The 15946-nt window shown below is 71.6% G+C and carries 18 protein-coding genes; 5 read left to right on the top strand and 13 right to left on the bottom strand.

Going from position 1 to position 15946, the window contains the following annotated elements:
• Positions 1-178: 178 nt before the first annotated feature.
• Positions 179-904 (bottom strand): MerR family DNA-binding transcriptional regulator, encoded by a 726-nt coding sequence (locus ACFY2A_RS12105; protein ID WP_387171029.1) that lies wholly within the window; start codon positions 902-904, stop codon positions 179-181.
• A 178-nt stretch (positions 905-1082) separates the two neighbouring features.
• On the opposite strand from ACFY2A_RS12105, the gene ACFY2A_RS12100 reads away from it, so the two are divergent.
• Positions 1083-3356 carry an ATP-binding cassette domain-containing protein gene (locus tag ACFY2A_RS12100; RefSeq protein ID WP_387171027.1) on the top strand — a complete coding sequence of 758 codons (2274 nt, stop codon included), beginning with the start codon at positions 1083-1085 and terminating at the stop codon, positions 3354-3356.
• 78 nt (positions 3357-3434) lie between these two features.
• On the opposite strand, the gene ACFY2A_RS12095 is transcribed toward ACFY2A_RS12100, so the two are convergent.
• Together ACFY2A_RS12095 and ACFY2A_RS12090 are read right to left on the bottom strand one after the other, a co-directional pair.
• Positions 3435-3875: a protein-tyrosine phosphatase family protein gene (locus ACFY2A_RS12095; protein WP_387171025.1), complete on the bottom strand. Its 441-nt coding sequence runs from the start codon at positions 3873-3875 to the stop codon at positions 3435-3437.
• A gap of 80 nt (positions 3876-3955) precedes the next feature.
• Positions 3956-4756, bottom strand: a complete 801-nt coding sequence (locus ACFY2A_RS12090) for a DedA family protein (protein ID WP_363920897.1) — start codon at positions 4754-4756, stop codon at positions 3956-3958.
• Between the two features lie 83 nt (positions 4757-4839).
• On the opposite strand from ACFY2A_RS12090, the gene ACFY2A_RS12085 reads away from it, so the two are divergent.
• Positions 4840-5535: a carbon-nitrogen hydrolase family protein gene (locus ACFY2A_RS12085; RefSeq protein ID WP_363920571.1), complete on the top strand. Its 696-nt coding sequence runs from the start codon at positions 4840-4842 to the stop codon at positions 5533-5535.
• A 40-nt stretch (positions 5536-5575) separates the two neighbouring features.
• Here the strand turns inward: ACFY2A_RS12085 and ACFY2A_RS12080 are convergent, their stop codons facing one another.
• The 5 genes from ACFY2A_RS12080 to ACFY2A_RS12060 form a co-directional block, all read right to left on the bottom strand.
• Entirely contained in the window at positions 5576-7111 is a 1536-nt protein-coding gene (locus ACFY2A_RS12080; protein ID WP_387171023.1) for a serine/threonine-protein kinase, read from the bottom strand.
• A gap of 164 nt (positions 7112-7275) precedes the next feature.
• Complete coding sequence (locus ACFY2A_RS12075; RefSeq protein WP_363920567.1) at positions 7276-7482, bottom strand: hypothetical protein; 207 nt, start codon at positions 7480-7482, stop codon at positions 7276-7278.
• Between the two features lie 2 nt (positions 7483-7484).
• Positions 7485-8540 carry a substrate-binding domain-containing protein gene (locus ACFY2A_RS12070; protein ID WP_387171020.1) on the bottom strand — a complete coding sequence of 352 codons (1056 nt, stop codon included), beginning with the start codon at positions 8538-8540 and terminating at the stop codon, positions 7485-7487.
• 227 nt (positions 8541-8767) lie between these two features.
• Entirely contained in the window at positions 8768-9649 is an 882-nt protein-coding gene (locus ACFY2A_RS12065; protein ID WP_387171301.1) for a helix-turn-helix domain-containing protein, read from the bottom strand.
• Positions 9650-9787: 138 nt separating this feature from the next.
• The gene (locus ACFY2A_RS12060) at positions 9788-10027 is read right to left on the bottom strand and encodes a DUF397 domain-containing protein (protein WP_099845908.1); all 240 of its coding nucleotides are present in this window, start codon (positions 10025-10027) and stop codon (positions 9788-9790) included.
• A gap of 255 nt (positions 10028-10282) precedes the next feature.
• Here ACFY2A_RS12060 and ACFY2A_RS12055 point away from each other — a divergent pair, with 255 nt between their 5' ends.
• Both ACFY2A_RS12055 and ACFY2A_RS12050 read left to right on the top strand, forming a co-directional pair.
• A complete protein-coding gene (locus ACFY2A_RS12055) occupies positions 10283-10930 on the top strand; it encodes a GGDEF domain-containing protein (RefSeq protein ID WP_363920561.1) in 648 nt (215 codons plus the stop codon).
• 90 nt (positions 10931-11020) lie between these two features.
• The gene (locus tag ACFY2A_RS12050; RefSeq protein ID WP_387171018.1) at positions 11021-11671 is read left to right on the top strand and encodes a flavodoxin family protein; all 651 of its coding nucleotides are present in this window, start codon (positions 11021-11023) and stop codon (positions 11669-11671) included.
• A gap of 101 nt (positions 11672-11772) precedes the next feature.
• Here ACFY2A_RS12050 and ACFY2A_RS12045 read toward each other — a convergent pair whose 3' ends face one another.
• Together ACFY2A_RS12045 and ACFY2A_RS12040 are read right to left on the bottom strand one after the other, a co-directional pair.
• Positions 11773-12234, bottom strand: coding sequence for a type II toxin-antitoxin system PemK/MazF family toxin (locus ACFY2A_RS12045; RefSeq protein WP_363920895.1), 462 nt, complete (start codon positions 12232-12234; stop codon positions 11773-11775).
• Positions 12235-12368: 134 nt separating this feature from the next.
• Entirely contained in the window at positions 12369-12725 is a 357-nt protein-coding gene (locus ACFY2A_RS12040; protein ID WP_387171016.1) for a DUF2267 domain-containing protein, read from the bottom strand.
• Between the two features lie 386 nt (positions 12726-13111).
• Here ACFY2A_RS12040 and ACFY2A_RS12035 point away from each other — a divergent pair, with 386 nt between their 5' ends.
• A complete protein-coding gene (locus ACFY2A_RS12035) occupies positions 13112-13570 on the top strand; it encodes a hypothetical protein (protein ID WP_387171014.1) in 459 nt (152 codons plus the stop codon).
• 35 nt (positions 13571-13605) lie between these two features.
• Here the strand turns inward: ACFY2A_RS12035 and ACFY2A_RS12030 are convergent, their stop codons facing one another.
• The 3 genes from ACFY2A_RS12030 to pstB form a co-directional block, all read right to left on the bottom strand.
• Complete coding sequence (locus ACFY2A_RS12030) at positions 13606-14151, bottom strand: hypothetical protein (RefSeq protein WP_387171299.1); 546 nt, start codon at positions 14149-14151, stop codon at positions 13606-13608.
• A gap of 2 nt (positions 14152-14153) precedes the next feature.
• Positions 14154-14903 carry a winged-helix domain-containing protein gene (locus tag ACFY2A_RS12025; protein WP_387171012.1) on the bottom strand — a complete coding sequence of 250 codons (750 nt, stop codon included), beginning with the start codon at positions 14901-14903 and terminating at the stop codon, positions 14154-14156.
• Positions 14904-15084: 181 nt separating this feature from the next.
• A complete protein-coding gene (pstB, locus tag ACFY2A_RS12020) occupies positions 15085-15945 on the bottom strand; it encodes a phosphate ABC transporter ATP-binding protein PstB (protein ID WP_363920551.1) in 861 nt (286 codons plus the stop codon).
• Between the last annotated feature and the right edge of the window lies 1 nt (position 15946).

The raw sequence follows: 15946 nt of genomic DNA, 5'->3' as shown, positions 1-15946 counted from the left end.
TCGATCACCACGTTGAGTGAGCTTCTGCTGGAGAGATTGCCTTCGGGTGGTGATGTCACTCGGACATGTTCATGTCTGGGTGACATCACCGTCTTCGGCCTATGTGCCTGTCCCGGCCAGTACCACCCGCCGCCGGTCTCCCGACCGCAGTGCGGCGTCCTGTTCAGCGCCGCAGGTGTCAGCCGGCCACGTGGCGTAGATAGTCGTGCAGGGTCGCCGAGGCGGCCAGCCGCCGCCGGCTGCGGCGGTGCAGCTCCTGCTCGCGGCGGGCCAGTTCCGCGCGGACCCGTTGCGGGCTCCCGGTGGTCCGCATCTCGTCGAGCACCGCTGTGATGATCTCGAACGGGTACGCGCCCCGGCGTAGCAGCGCCACCACCTGGGCGGCACGCTGTTCGGCCTCGTCGTACACCCGGTAGCCGGTGCCCGCCTCGCGGACCGGGCGCAGCAGGCCGCGAGCCTCCCACGAGCGCAGTTGCGAGGTGCGGACCCCGACCAGATCGGCGACGACGCCGACGCGTACCGCCCGGCGTGGCACGGCGGTGTGCCGGCGCGGACTGGCGACCACGGTCTCGAAGGCACCGAGCACCATCCGGATCTCGGCCCGTTCGCGGTCCAGTTCGGCGTGTCCGGCGTCCAGCGACGCCAGCGCCGTCGACAGGTCACCCCGGTGAACCGCCGCCATGATCTCGCGGGTACGCGTCCAGCCGTGCCCGTCGGCCATCGCCCGGGCCACCGTCAGAGCCCGCGCGTGCGCATCAGTGAAGATCCGGTAGCCGCTCGGGGTCCGCTCCACCGCGGGCAGCACGCCAAGGTCGACATAGTTGCGCACCTGCTGCACGGAGACACCCGCCGTCGCGGCGAGATCCACCGCACGCAGCCGTCCACTGCCCCGACGATCCACCACCGGTTCAGCCTAGCCTCTCACGTCTGTTTGAGACTTCTCGCCAGCTACCGGACAGCGACCAGGCATCACCTGTCGTGAAAGTCTCCACAAGCAGGTTAATGGGACAATTGAACCCGGCCAAGCCATCGAAAGCCAGTTCCCGGGCGGGAGTCCGTCCACGATCTCGCGAAGGGTTCGCATGCAGCAGCCAGCACGGTCCGCCGCCGACAACCACGACATCATCGAGGTACGCGGAGCGCGGGAGAACAACCTCGATGACATCTCGGTCGACATCCCCAAGCGCCGGCTGACCGTCTTCACCGGCGTCTCCGGGTCCGGCAAATCCTCGCTGGTCTTCGGCACCATCGCCGCCGAGTCCCAGCGGCTGATCAACGAGACCTACAGTGCCTTTCTCCAGTCGTTCATGCCCAGCCTCTCCCGGCCCGACGTGGACTCACTGCGCAATCTCACCCCGGCCATCGTGGTCGACCAGGAGCGGATGGGCGCGAACTCGCGCTCCACCGTCGGCACCGCCACAGACGCGTACGCCATGCTGCGCATCGTGTTCAGCCGGCTGGGTGCCCCGCACGTCGGCGGGGCCGGCGCCTTCAGCTTCAACCTGGCCGAGGGAATGTGCCCCACCTGCGAGGGCCTGGGCCGGGTCTCCGATCTCGACGTCAACGAACTGGTCGACGTGGAGAAGTCCCTCAACGACGGCGCGATCACCGTGCCGAACTTCGCCGTCGACTCGTGGTACTGGCAGACCATCGTCGGCTCGGGTCTGTTCGACCCGGACGTCAAGCTCCAGGACTTCACGCCGCGGCAGTGGCAGGACTTCCTGCACAAGCCCGCCACGAAGATCAAGGTGGGTGGCACCAACCTGACGTACGAGGGTCTGATCGTCAAGGTACGCCGGCTCTACCTCGCCAAGGACCGGGAGTCCATGCAGCCGCACATCCGGGCCTTCGTCGACCGGGCGGTCACCTTCACCACCTGCCCCGACTGCGACGGCACCCGACTCAACGCGGCGGCGCTCTCCTCCCGCATCGCCGGCCACAACATCGCCGAGTGCGCCGCCATGCAGATCAGCGACCTGGCCGAGTTCGTCAGGGGGATCGACGACCCATCGGTCGCCCCGTTGACCGTCAACCTTCGGGAACTGTTGGACTCGCTGGTCGAGATCGGTCTCGGGTACCTCAGCCTCGACCGTGAGTCGGCCACCCTCTCCGGTGGTGAGGCGCAGCGGGTCAAGATGGTCCGGCACCTCGGTTCCAGCCTGTCCGACATCACGTACGTCTTCGACGAGCCCACCGTCGGCCTGCACCCGCACGACATCGCCCGGATGAACGACCTGCTGCTGCGGTTGCGGGACAAGGGCAACACGGTGCTCGTGGTCGAGCACAAACCGGAGACCGTCGCGGTGGCCGACCATGTGGTCGATCTCGGTCCCGGCGCCGGTGCCGCCGGTGGCCGGATCTGCTACACCGGGGACGTGGTCGGCCTGCGCCGCTCCGACACGCCCACCGGCCGGCATCTGGACCACCGGGTACGGCTGCGGGAACCCGTCCGTACGCCCCGGGGGCTCCTCGCGATCCGGCACGCCGACCTGCACAATCTGCGCGACGTCAGCGTGGACGTTCCGCTCGGTGTGTTGACCGTGGTGACCGGGGTGGCCGGCTCCGGGAAGAGTTCCCTGGTGCACGGCTCACTGCACGGCCGCGACGGTGTGGTGGTCGTCGACCAGGCCCCGATCCGTGGCTCCCGGCGCAGCAACCCGGCCACCTACACCGGCCTGCTCGACCCGGTACGCACCGCCTTCGCCAGGGCCAACGGGGTCAAGGCCGCCCTGTTCAGCGCCAACTCCGAGGGTGCCTGCCCCACCTGCAAGGGCATCGGGTTGGTCTACACCGACCTGGCGATGATGGCCGGCGTCGCCTCCGTCTGCGAGCAGTGCGAGGGTCGCCGGTTCACCGACGAGGTGCTCACCTACCGGCTGCGCGGCCGCAACATCAGCGAGGTGCTCGGCATGTCGGTGGCCGAGGCCCGGGACTTCTTCCCCAGCGGTCCGGCCCGGGTCATCCTGGACCGGATGGCCGACGTCGGGCTGAGCTACCTCACCCTCGGCCAGCCGCTGACCACGCTCTCCGGCGGCGAGCGACAACGGCTCAAGCTGGCCATCCACATGGCCGACAAGGCCGGCACCTACGTGCTGGACGAGCCGACCACCGGACTTCACCTGGCCGACGTCGACCAGCTCCTCGCGCTCCTCGACCGGCTCGTCGACGCCGGCAACACGGTCATCGTCATCGAGCACCACCAGGCGGTGATGGCCCACGCGGACTGGCTGATCGACCTCGGTCCGGGTGCCGGTCACGACGGCGGCCGGATCGTGTTCACCGGCACGCCGGCCGACCTGGTGGCGCACGGCGGTACGCTCACCGCCCGCCACCTGCGCGACTACGTCGCCGCCTGACCACCGCCGGAGCCGGTACGCGTCCCGCCTGCCGGCTCCGGCACCCGTGGCCTGACCGTCGAGCGGGTTGGCCGGGTGTCACCGCTGCTGGGCCGACGATGTGGCCACCCGCCGCAACCAACGCCGCTGCCAGGGAGTTTCCACCGCACCCGGACGGTAGGCGCCGCGTACCCAGTCGACCGCACGCTCGGCCGCCAACCCGTCGAGGATGGCCAGCGCCGCCAACGCGGTGCCGGTCCGCCCCGTGCCACCCCGGCAGGCCACCTCCACCCGCTCGCCGGCGTACCCACGGCGCAGCGCCTCACCGAACGCGTCAAGGGCGTCCGCCCGATCCAGCGGAACCCAGAAATCCGGCCACCGGACCCGCCGATGCGCCCAGCCGGGCACCGGACCGGGGGCGAGCAGCAGGCTGAAATCGGCAGGTGAGGCCGGGTCACCGATCCGGCGGCCACGCACCCGCACCCCGCTGGGCAGCTCCACCACACCGACCTCGTCCGCCCAGGCTTGTCGCTCCCCCATCACGACGATCCCTTCTCCGCGCGGCAGTCCCCGCCAGCCACCGTCCGGGCGACCGTACCAATCGGACGGCACGGCACCGTTCAGCGATTGAGGTCCCGGTCGGTCCGATGCTGACCGTCCGACCAGACGCTGCGGTAGATGGTGCCCCGCCCGTCGGGGTCGGGCACCCCGGTGGGCGTTGCGTCGGTCAGGCCGGCGCCGCTGTCGTTGGACCGCAGGCCGCCGGCGCGGCGCGAGCGACGCAACCGGGTGACGACGAACCAGACCAGCCCCAGCGCCGTGGCGACGATGACCAGGTTCTGCAGGATGCCGGCGTACCCCTCGACCAGGTGCCAGTTGTCGCCGAGCAAGAAGCCGGCCATCACGAAGGTGGTGTTCCAGATCAGACTGCCCAACGTGGTGTAGACCGCGAAGGTGAGCAGCGGCATGCGTTCCACCCCGGCCGGAATGGAGATCATGCTTCGGAAGATCGGGATCATCCGTCCGAAGAAGACGGCCTTGACGCCGTGCCGCAGGAACCACTCCTCGGTCCGGTCGATGTCGCTGAGCTTCACCAGTGGCAGCTTCGCCGCGATGGCCCGCGTCCGCTCCCGGCCCAGCGCGGCTCCGACCCAGTAGAGCGCGAGAGCACCGAGCAGCGAACCGAGCGTCGTCCAGAAGATGGCCCCGATGACGCTCATCCGCCCCTGCGCCGCGACGAACCCGGCGAGCGGCAGGATCACCTCGCTGGGAATCGGGGGGAACAGGTTCTCCAACGCCACGGCCAGCCCCGCACCCGGGCCGCCGAGCCGCTCCACCAGGTCGGTGACGAAACCGACCAGGCCGTCCTCGGGTGGTGCGGACTGGCCGACGACCGAGGGCGAGGCGTACCGGACATGCATCATGGCCCACACGCTACGAACCTCACCTGAGAGTCGCCCCACCGGCGTCGACTTTTTCGCAGCACAGCGCTTAAGCTGCGCGGGTGTCGCGCCCTCCGCTGACCGTCGCCGTCGCCCAGCCCCGGTGCGTGTCGTACGACGTCGACACGAACGTGGCGGCGCACGCGGCGATGGTCCGTACCGCCGCGGCCCGGGTGGTGATCTTCCCGGAGCTGTCGCTGACCGGCTACGAACTCGACGCCGCGCCGGTCGACCCGTCGGACCCCCGCCTCGCGCCGCTGGTCGCCGCCTGCGCGGCGGCGGGAACGCTCGCGCTTGTCGGCGCACCGGTGGCCGGAGAGCACATCGCCACCCTCGCCGTGGACGGCACCGGGACCCGGGTGGCGTACCGCAAGATGTGGCTCGGTGACGTCGAGGCCCGCCGGTTCCGCCCCGGGGCGGAACCGGTCGTGCTGGACGTCGACGGCTGGCGAATCGGCCTGGCGATCTGCAAGGACACCGGGGTCGTCGAACACGCGGCACGCACCTGCGCTGCCGGTGTCGACGTGTACGCGGCCTCGATCGTCGACGCCGCCACGGAGGCGCACGTGCCGGACCAGCGGGCGGCGCGGATCTGCCACACCCACCGGGTCGTGGTCGCGGTCGCCAGCTTCGCCGGTTCCACCGGTGGCGGCTACGCCGAGGCGGCGGGACGATCGACGATCTGGGCGCCGGACGGTGCGGTCCTCGCCCGCGCCGGGACCGCGCCGGGTGAGTTCGTCCAGACGACGCTGACCTGACCCCGGCCGACCCGGCAGCCCTGGTCGGTGCCGGGCGGGGTCAGTCCTCCGGCAGGGTCGCCTCGAACCGGTCCAGCACGTCGTCCACCTGGTCGGCGAGGTCGGCGGGGAGTCGGCCGCGCTCCACCTCGTCGTCGAGCCGCTCCCGCAGATCCTCCAGTCGCTTCTCCTGGTCCTTCGGCCTGCCCCCGGCCAGCTCGGTCAGCTCCTTACGCAGCCGGTCGGCGGCCTTACGGTCGATTTCTCCGGTGAGCTGCGCCTCGGTGAGCAACGCGATGAGTTCGACCGCCGCCCGTCCCAGGCTCACCGGCTCCGGACGGTTGGCCGGCGGACTGGCGTCGGGTCGTGGTGCGGCGGGCGCGGACGAGGGCGGCGGGGCGGCCGGCGGCGTGGTGGGACTGGCCGTCGGCTGCCCGTCCCTCCGGTCGCCGAGGACGAGTGCCGCGCCCATCCCCAGAAGCAGGACCAGCGCGAACGTGACAAGCGCACCAGTTGGCGGGCCGCTGTGCCCGCGCCGGCCCGGCGGCCGTCCGGGTGTCGGCCGGGGGCGGCCACGACCAGACAGTGCTCCGCGCGTCGCGGATCGTGGTGCCACGCCGGACACGGTCGCGGGGCGGGTGGTCGGCTCGATCAGGGTCGGTGGATGGTGACGCACCGGCCGGGTGGTCTCCGTCGCCTGCTGCCCGCCGTCGGCCGCCGGCCCGGTGACCGGTACGTCGCCCGTGGCCGCCGCCGAGCCGGTGACGGCGGCGCGGAACCGGTTGGCCAGTCGGCCGGCGGTGGGGCGTCGTTCCGGATCGGGGTCGAGACAGGCCAGCACCAGCTCGGCGAGGTCGGCCGGCAGGCCCGGAACCCGCGGGGGTGCGACGGCCGGGCGGTCGGCGTGCACCCTGACCGCGTCCTGCCAGCTGCGCACGGGCAGCGGGACGTCACCGGTGAGGGTGCGGTACAGCAGCGCGCCGAGGGCGTACACGTCACTGGCCGGATGCGGTGGGTCGGCGCTCAACCGTTCCGGCGCGAGGTACGCGGGCGTACCCATCAGGGCGCCGCCCGCCGGGCGGGTGCCGGGCGGCGGCGAACCGGCGAGTGCGGCGATGCCGAAGTCGAGCACCTTGGCACCGTTGTCGGTGAGCATGACGTTGCCAGGTTTGATGTCGCGATGCACCACACCCAGGCGGTGCGCGGCGGCCAGGGCGGCGGCCACCTCCGCGGCCATCCGCAGGGCCGGCCGCCAGGGCAGCGGGCCGTCGGCCAGGCGGTCGGCGAGGTTCCGCCCCTCGACCAGCTCCATCACCAGGTACGGCACGACGTTGCCGTCGGCCAGGGCCGCCTCGCCGTAGTCGTACACCTGGGTGACGTGCGGGTGGGCCAGGCGTGCGGCGGCACGGGCCTCCCGCCGGAGGGTGGCGCGCAGGTCCGGGTCGACGGCGAACCTGCCGGCGAGGACCTTCACCGCGACCGACCGGCCCAGGACCTCGTCGTCGGCGCGCCACACCTCGGACATTCCGCCGAGGCCGATGCGGTCGTGCAGCACGTAGCGGTCGTGCAACCGCAGGCTGGGGGTGAACGGCGACATGGGCCTCCAGTCTGCCTGCTGCACCACCCGGCGCACCACCCACCCGGGTCACGGTCCGGTCGTGCCCGCTGGTGAACCGGTCGCCCCAAGCCGCAGCAGCGCGCCCTCCGGCGGATGCCGACGCCCCTGGTCGTGCGGGTGGGCCAGGGGCGTCGACACGTGCCCTACGTGCGGCAGGCGGGCGGGGTGGGTACCGGACGGGGCTGGATCTGGTCGGCGAGTCGGCGCAGCGCCCCGGCGGCGAGCCGGCGGGTGACCACCAGCCGCGCCGGCCGGGGTACGTCGGGTCGGACCGGTGCGTCCGGCCGGGCGGACATGACATGGCGGGTGACCGCGTCGACGGCCATGACGAAGCCGGTTGGCTGTTCCATGGTCAACTCCTCGGGGCAGGTCCGGAGCTGCTCCGGACGACGAGCGTGGTAGGCAGCAGAATCTGGCCCGCGGCGGCGTCCACGGGCGGGTCGAACAGCAGCGTGGCGGCGCTGCGGCCCTTCGCCTCGCCGGGTTGGCGGATGGTGGTCAGGCCAGCCGGTGTGGCCTCGGCGATGTCGTCGAAGCCGGTCACGGAGACGTGCCGCCCCCGCTCGCCGTCGGCACGCAAAGCGTCGAGCGCACCGAGGGCGAGCACGTCGGAGCAGGCCAGCACTGCGGTGGGCGGTTCGGGCAGGTGCGTCAACGCGCTGACGGCGGCGGCGCCAGAGCCGCGGGTGTTGTCGGTCGCGGTGAGCACGGTCAGGTCGGGCCAGGCGACGCCGGCCGCCGCGAAGGCGTCGGCGAAACCCGCCAGTCGGTCCCGCGTGGTGGGGTGCGGCACATCGGCCACATCGGCGACCCGCAGCGGCCCGGCCGGCGAGTCGGGCAGGACGTCGTGGCCGAGCAGGGCGACGCGGCGGTGACCGAGCGCGGTCAGGTGTGCCGCAGCGGACCGGGCGGCGGCGCGCTCGTCGATGCCGACCCAGAGATCGTCGGCCCGGGGACGCGAGGAGGTGGTGACGAAGGGCAGGCCCCGGCCGCGGATCGTGTCGAGGATTCCCTCCTCGTCACCGGCGCAGTAGACGCAGAACCCGTCGACCGCGGCGTTCTCCACCGCCGTGCGCGCGCCGACCGCGTCGTCGGGCAGCGGTATCAGCAGCAGGTTGCTGTCGTGGCGTTCGGCCGCCTCGGCGACGCCGGTCAGGAACCGGACGGCGAAGGGGTCGGTGAACGCGTACGACAGCCGGGAGGTGAACAGCACCCCGACGGCACCGACGAAGCCGCGCCGCAGCGACCGGGCGGTCGGGTCCGGCCCCGGGTACCCCATCTGCCGTGCGGTCTCCAGAATGCGCTGGCGCAACTGGGGTGAGAGCTGGTCCGGCCGCCCGTAGGCATTGGAGACGGTGCTCCGCGAGACCCCGACGGCCTCAGCCACCGCCCGCAACGTCGGCTTCATCCCCACACCCCTTCTGGATCGATCCAGCATCTGAATCGATCCAGACCATAACCCCACTCCCCTACCCCGTCAACACCCCCACCCCACCCCACCCCACCCACCAACCTCGCGGATCTTGCACTTTTCGTCGCCACAAAACTGGATAAATAAGGCATATTGGCGACCAAAAGTGCAAGATCGACGAAGAAGACGGGGTGAGGGTGGTTAGGTGCGCGACGGGTTTGTGGTTAGTGGGGGTTCAGGTCGGCGATCATTCGTTCGAGGATCTCCGGCGTACGCTCCGGTGGCTCGGCCTCGACGCAGAGCCGCTCCATGGCCACCGCGTAGAAGTCGAGGTCTTCGCGCTTGTCCAGGTAGATGGCACTGGTCAGCTGCTCGATGTACACGATGTCGGGCAGGTCCTGATCACCGAAGCGCAGAATGGTGAAGGCACCACCGGCGGCGGCGTGTCCACCGGCGGCGAACGGGATCACCTGAAGCCGCACGTTGGGCGTACGCGTCGCCCTGAGCAACGCCTCAAGCTGGCCGCGCATCACCTCGGGGCCACCGATCGGCCGGCGCAGCGCCGCCTCGTCGACGACCGCCCACAGGCGCGGTGGGCGCGGCCGGGACAACAGCTCCTGTCGGCGCATCCGCAGATCCACCCGACGGTCGATCTCCTCGGGACCGGCAGTGCTGTGACCGAGCAGCACCACGGCACGGGCGTACTCCGGGGTCTGCAACAGGCCCGGGACGAACTGGACCTCGTAGCTACGGATGAGGGCGGCCGCCGCCTCCAAGCCGAGGTACGACTGGAACCACCCCGGCAGCACGTCACCGTACCGGTGCCACCAGCCCGGGTTGTTCGCGTCGCGGGCGAGTTTGAGCAGCGCCGCCCGCTCCTGCTCGGCGGTGACGCCGTAGAGCGTGAGCAGATCGGCCACGTCGCGCTCCTTGAAGCCGACCCGACCCAGTTCCATCCGGCTGATCTTCGATTCGGAGGATCGAATCTCCCAGCCGGCGCTCTCCCGGGTGACGCCCTGCGACTCCCGCAGCCGTCGCAGTTGAGCACCCAGCAGCATCCGCAGCACGGTCGGGCCGGCCGCCGGGCCCTCCTCGGCGGAAACCATGGTCACCTACCGTCCTCCGCATGCCGTCAGTGGCCGAACCGGTGGACCGGCTCGGCCGACGTGTAAGCATGCCATGAACCGTCAGTGAGGTGAACCGCCCATCCCGTGCGAGACGAATCCCGTCGATGGGATGCGGGGTCAGCCGATCAGGTGATCGAAGTCACCGTCCCGGGCCCCGAGCACGAACGCGGCGATCTCGTCCACCGTGTAGATCAGTGCGGGTCCTTCAGGGTGCCGGGAGTTACGCAGGGCGATGCCCGCCCCACCGGGCAGTTCCGCCAGCTCGACACAGTTTCCACTGGGATTGCTGCGCCGGCTCTTCTGCCAGGCGAGGGGAGGCAAGTGGTTAACGGGAACACCGTTGGGCGGCTGCTGCATGAGGGGCTTCTGTTCTCTCCGATTGGCGCCGGTGCCGTGGGAGGAGCGGTAGCGGCTTGACGGACGGTGTCGGCTCGTTATGCACGTGCATCTGCTATTGCATCTGCAATGGACACCGGGGATGATAACGCACGTGCGTGACGCCGACCTGCTCACGTTCTGTCCCGCGAACCTGACGACCATCAGGGGAAACGAGGTGTCTGGCAGCGTCCGCCGATCGGCGCCGGGCGTGTGTCGCGGAGAAGGGAGATGGTGGTGCCGGATCCGCTGACCGTCGCGTCCGGCATCTGCGCCGCGGGAGCGTTGCTCTCCTCCTGGCAGTTGGGACGCCGGGCCGTGCGAGCCGAGGCGGAGATCGGGCGTCTCCAGGCCGAACTCACCGCCGAGCGGCACGCCGCCAGCCACGACCCGCTGACCGGCCTACCGAACCGGCGAGCCTTCTACCGCCTCGCCGCGACGCTGCTCACCGACCGCTCGGGCTGCCACCTGATCGCCGTGGTCCTCGATCTCGACGACTTCAAGCAGATCAACGACCGGTACGGACATGCCGCGGGCGATCAGGTGCTGGTCAGCGTCGCTGAGCGACTGTCCACCTTCGCCGGTGACAACCTGGTGGCCCGCCTCGGCGGCGACGAGTTCGCCGGGCTGCTGGCCAGCCCGACCCTCGACCGACGGTGGATCGACCACGCCACCCGGCGGCTGTACGACATGCTGGCCGCGCCGATCCCGATGGGCGCCGTCACCCTCCGGGTGACCGCCTCCGTCGGTCTGGCACCCGTGCAGGACAGCCAGCTCACCGAGGCGCTCAACCGCGCCGACGCGGCGATGTACGAGGCCAAGGCGCTCGGCATCGGCCGTCCGGGCCGGGCCCTGCGCGACACCGCGTACCTCGCCGAGTGCTGACGCCACCCTGGTTGCGACCCCGGCCCACGCGTCGCCGAGCCCCAGGTGGGTACTCCGCCGGGATCAGGCTCGTACGGCGAAGGGACGATCATGGCGGACATCCGGGCGTTGGTCCTCAACTGCACCCTGAAACGCTCCCCCGCCCGGTCCAGCTCGGAGGTGCTGGGCCAGGAGGTGCTCGACGCTCTCGGCGAGCAGGGGGTCACCGGCGAACTGATCCGGGTGGTGGACCACGACGTCCGCTTCGGTGTCTCCCCCGACGAGGGGGATGGCGACGCCTGGCCGCAGATCCGCGCGAAGCTGATGGCCGCGCAGATCCTCGTGATCGCCACGCCGATCTGGCTCGGCCAACCGTCGAGCGTGTGCAAGATGGTCCTGGAACGGCTCGACGCCGAGCTCAGCGAGACCGACGACCAGGGCCGGCTGCTCACCTACGGCAAAGTCGGCGGGGTGGCGGTGGTCGGCAACGAGGACGGCGCGCACCACACGATCGGGCAGGTGCAGCAGGCGCTCAACGAGGTCGGCTTCACCTGCCCGGCGGCTGGCGCGACGTACTGGGTCGGCGAGGCCCTGCACAAGACCGACTACATCGACGCGCGCCCCAAGCCCGACACCACCGGTCGGACGACGAAGGCGCTGGCGCTCAACAGCGCCCACCTGGCGCGGTTGCTCGCCGAACAGCCGTACCCGCCGCCGGACGCCCGCGACGACGCGGTCGACCCGGCCCAGCGGTCCGGCTGAGGCCACCGGCCCGACCCGGCCCAGCGGTCGGACTAAGGTCACCGGCCCGGCCCGGCTCAGCCGTCGGGCTGAGGCCAGCGGCGCCGCGGCGAGCCGGGCGGTCAGCGCCAGCCGTACCCGGCGCGCAGGGCCTGACCCACCCGGTCGAAGCGGGTCCGATCCAGCACCGCACCCTCCCGCCGGATGCTGTCCTCCCGCATGGTCAGCACCCGGTCCAGGCGCACCCAGCTCGGACGCCGGTCACGGTCCCAGTCACCCGGCCCGAGGGCCAGCCAGTGCCGGTCGCCGTGGCGATCCTGCTGGCTGGAGAGCATCAGCCCGAACAGCGTCCGGCTGTGCCGGCCCACCACCAGCACCGGCCGATCCTTGCCCTGCCGGGGGTCGTCCTCGTAGGACACCCAGGTCCAGACGATCTCCCCCGGGTCGGCCTGACCGTCGGGCTCCGGAGCGTACGACAGCTCGCGGCGCTGCAACGCGCTGACCTGACGCGGTCGCGCGAGCCTGGCCGGGGACGGACCGGCCGCGCGCGGCCTCGGGATAACCGCGCCGACGCGCGACGCCATACTCCTGAACAGACCTGCCACGGCGGCAGCCTATCCGCTGCCGCCGGTCCCCTGGTCGGCAGGGAGTGTGCCCTTCTCCGCCGCGTGCCGGTCGCGCCTCACCCGACGATCAGGTCGGGCGTGCCGGTCGCGCCTCACCCGACCATCGGGTCGCTGCCACCGCCAGTGGTCGGCAGTCGCGCCACCATCTCCTGGAACTCGCCGACGGTCACCGTCTCGCGCAGGGTGGCGAACACGGCCGCGGCCCCGGCAGCCGCCGTACCCTCGTCGACTCCGGCCCGCTCGCCGACTCGACGCAGGAAGTCAGCCGGCCCGCCCGGCGACACCGCGTCGGTCAGCTCGCCCGGCAGGTACCCGGTCGGGTCGGTCGGCGGCGAGCCGGTCATCCGCTCCACGACGGTCTGTAGAACCGCGCGCGCGACGATGGCCGCGGGCTCGGGCGCCAGCCCGGAACGACGTGACACCGCGGCGACGAACAGCGGAAACCGCACGGCGCCCTCCTGTCGTCAGCGCCGCGCTGGATACCCCTGCCGGCACCGGACAAACGCCCGTCGGCGGCGGCCGGGTCCGGGTCGGTTTCGTACCGTGCCCGGGCGGGCCCGCCAGGAACCGACCATGAGCGAGGCCGGCGGGACGAGCGCCGCCCGGAGGTCTCTCGGCCGCCGGGTACGGCTCGCACGCACACGTCGCGCCCCCGTTCGCCACCACGTGTGCCGGCCCGAAAGACCACGCTGGCAACCCGCCGGACCGGAGCTGTCCGGCCGCTCAGGTCGCCAGGCGAAAGTCATCGTACGCGGACAGTAAGGAGTCCTGTCAATGCTGGATTCCGCATCCAGTCCTCGTGTAAATATGGTGTTCCGCTGTGCGAGGAGCCTCCATGCCTGAGGAGCCCGGCCACCCCGGCGAGACCTTCGCCGAGCGTCTCGACTGGCTTTTCCGCACCACCCCGGATCCGACCGGCAGGCCGTACAGCGTCCGCCACGTCGCCGGCGAGTTGACCCGGCGCGGCTGCCGGATCTCCCACACCCACCTCAACAACCTGCGCCAGGGCCGGGCACCGGACCCGCGACGGTCCGTGGTGGAGGCGATAGCCGCCTTCTTCGGTCGCCCACCCTCGTTCTTCGCCGGGCGATCGGCCGACCGGGATCCTCCCGACGAGGACCTCGTCCACCTGCTGGCCGACCCGTACGTCCGGCAGGTGGCCCGGCGGCTGGTCGACGCCCGCCTGTCGCCGGAGGGACACGCCGTCGTGGTGGCGGTGATCGAGCAGGTCCGTCGCCTGGAGGCTGCGGCCGGAAACCGACGCGGCTCGGCCACCCCCGTCGCCGGAGGCTGAGGCACGCCGGGAGCCGAGGCACGCCGGGCGGCTGGTCACGGGTCCGGCTGCGCGCCCACTCCCCCGGCTGCCTCCGGGCCTCGGTGCTGTGCCTCCCGCCAGCGTGCGGCGCGTACCCGGTCCATCGTGTAGCACAGCTCCCGAGGGGTTTCCGGCCGCCCGGGCACCCGGTCGAACGGGAATCCCCGGCCGGCGTAGTCGTAGTGGGCCTTCAGCAGCCGGGTCAACCCCGCCATCGCACCGATGATCTTCTTGCGGGGCCGTCCGGTGGCCTCGGCCAGATCCCCCACCGTGAACCGCCGCTCCGGCTCGGCGGCGAGCGCGTCGAGCACGGCGCAGACCGTCCGGTGGGTGGCGCTGCGCCCCTGGCTGAGCCGGCGCAGATCCTCGACCGTCCAGTCCGACTCCGGCTGGCGGGGCATCAGATCGGCCCGCCGTCGGGGCGCCGGCCCCACCCGGTGCCGGGCGTCGAGGTCGGCCAGCAACCGGGCCACGTGCGGGACGTACGCCAGCGGAACCGCCACCAGGACCATCCCCTCCGTCGACGTCCCCGACGGCGGGTACGGCGGCAGCGCCGACATGCTCACGTCGTCGACGGCGTTGCGGTGGCCTGGGCGGGCACGAACCGGTAGCCCAGGCCGCGTACGGTCACGATCATCGGTGCCTGGTCCCCGTCCAGCGCCAGTCGCCGGCGCAGCCGCTTGATGTGCACGGTCAGGGTGTTCGACGTGTCGTCGGAGATACCACCCCAGACGGCGGCGAGCAGTTGCTCGCGGGTGACCGTCCGCTCCGCGTGGGTCATGAAGAAGTAGAGCAGTCGGAACTCCTTCAGCGGCAGCGCCACCGTCCGACCGTCCAGGCTCACCTCGAACGTCGCCGGGTCCACCCGCAGCCCGCCCAGTTCGATCGGCGGATCGAGGGCGCCGGAGGTGTCCGGGCGGATGGCCCGCAGGATCGGCAGCACCTCCTCGGCCCGGTAGGGACGCCGTACGCAGGCCGTGGCACCGGCCTTGAGCGCGGCGGCGGCCACCCCGCCGTCCTCGTCGCCCACCCCGACCACCGTGGGGATGCCGGCCCGGCGGGCGAGCAGCCGCACCAACTCGGTGCAGCTCATGGTGGCCAGCCCGGCGGCGACCACGGCCGCGTCCGGTTGCAGCGCCCCGGCGGCCAGCAGCGCCTCGGCGGCGTGCGCGAAGTGGTGGCCGCGTACCCGGTGGTCGGCCAACTGGGCGACCAACGCGGCACCGACGCTCTCCTCGTCGTCCACCACGAGCAGCACGAAACGCCCATCGGATCGATGGTCACCCCTGGTGGCCTCGACGAGATTGTTCATCGCACACCGGCTCCGGTTCAGCTCAGGCCCGCCGCGACACCCTCGGTCGCGCAGGGCGTTCCCCCGCACTACAGGTCGGCGACGGGTCGGCAGGGCACGGCCGGGCGTCACGACGAGCCAGCCACGCCCGGTGGGTCACCCTCGAACGACGGCGACCCACCGTCGACCGTCGCGTTCGGCCTCAGCCGAAGCGACCGGTGATGTAGTCCTCCGTGCGCTTGTCCGCGGGGTTGGTGAACAGCTTGCCGGTCTGGCTGAACTCGACCAACCGCCCGTGCCGCTCCTGCGCCTCGTCCACCTCGGCGGTGAAGAACGCGGTGTAGTGGCTGACCCGGGCCGCCTGCTGCATGTTGTGCGTGACGATCACGATGGTGTAGTCGTTCGTCAGCTCGAAGATCAGATCCTCGATCTTCGCCGTGGCGATCGGGTCGAGGGCCGAGCAGGGCTCGTCCATCAGGATCACCTCGGGCTTGACGGCGATCGTCCGGGCGATGCAGAGCCGCTGCTGCTGGCCGCCGGAGAGCGCCAGGGCACTCTTGCGCAGCTTGTCCTTGACCTCGTCCCAGAGCGCGGCCTTGGTCAGCGCCTCCTCGACGTGGTCGTCGAGGCGGCCCTTGATGCCGTTGATCCGCAACCCGTACGCGACGTTGTCGTAGATGGACTTGGGGAACGGGTTGGGCTTCTGGAACACCATGCCGATGCGCCGACGCACCTGGATCGGGTCGATGTCCTTGGCGTACAGGTCCTGGCCGTGGAAGAGGACGTCGCCGCTGACCCGGGCCCCGGGGATCGGGTCGTTCATCCGGTTGAGCGCCCGCAGCACCGTGGACTTGCCGCAGCCGGACGGCCCGATCATCGCGGTGACCTGATTCTGCTGGATCGGCATGCTGGTGCCGCGGACCGCCTCGTAGCTGCCGTAGTAGACGCTGACGTCGCGCAGCTGCATCACCGAGGCGGCGGACTCGCCACCGGAGGTCGTGGTGCCGGGAGCGTGCACCGCCACGGACGGGCGGGTGGTGAGGTTGGTGTCGTTGCTGGCCATG

The sequence above is a fragment of the Micromonospora sp. NPDC000442 genome (assembly GCF_042898635.1).
Taxonomy (GTDB): Bacteria; Actinomycetota; Actinomycetes; order Mycobacteriales; family Micromonosporaceae; genus Micromonospora.
Note: the sequence above shows the minus strand (reverse complement) of the source record. Positions and strands in the feature narration are given on the sequence as shown.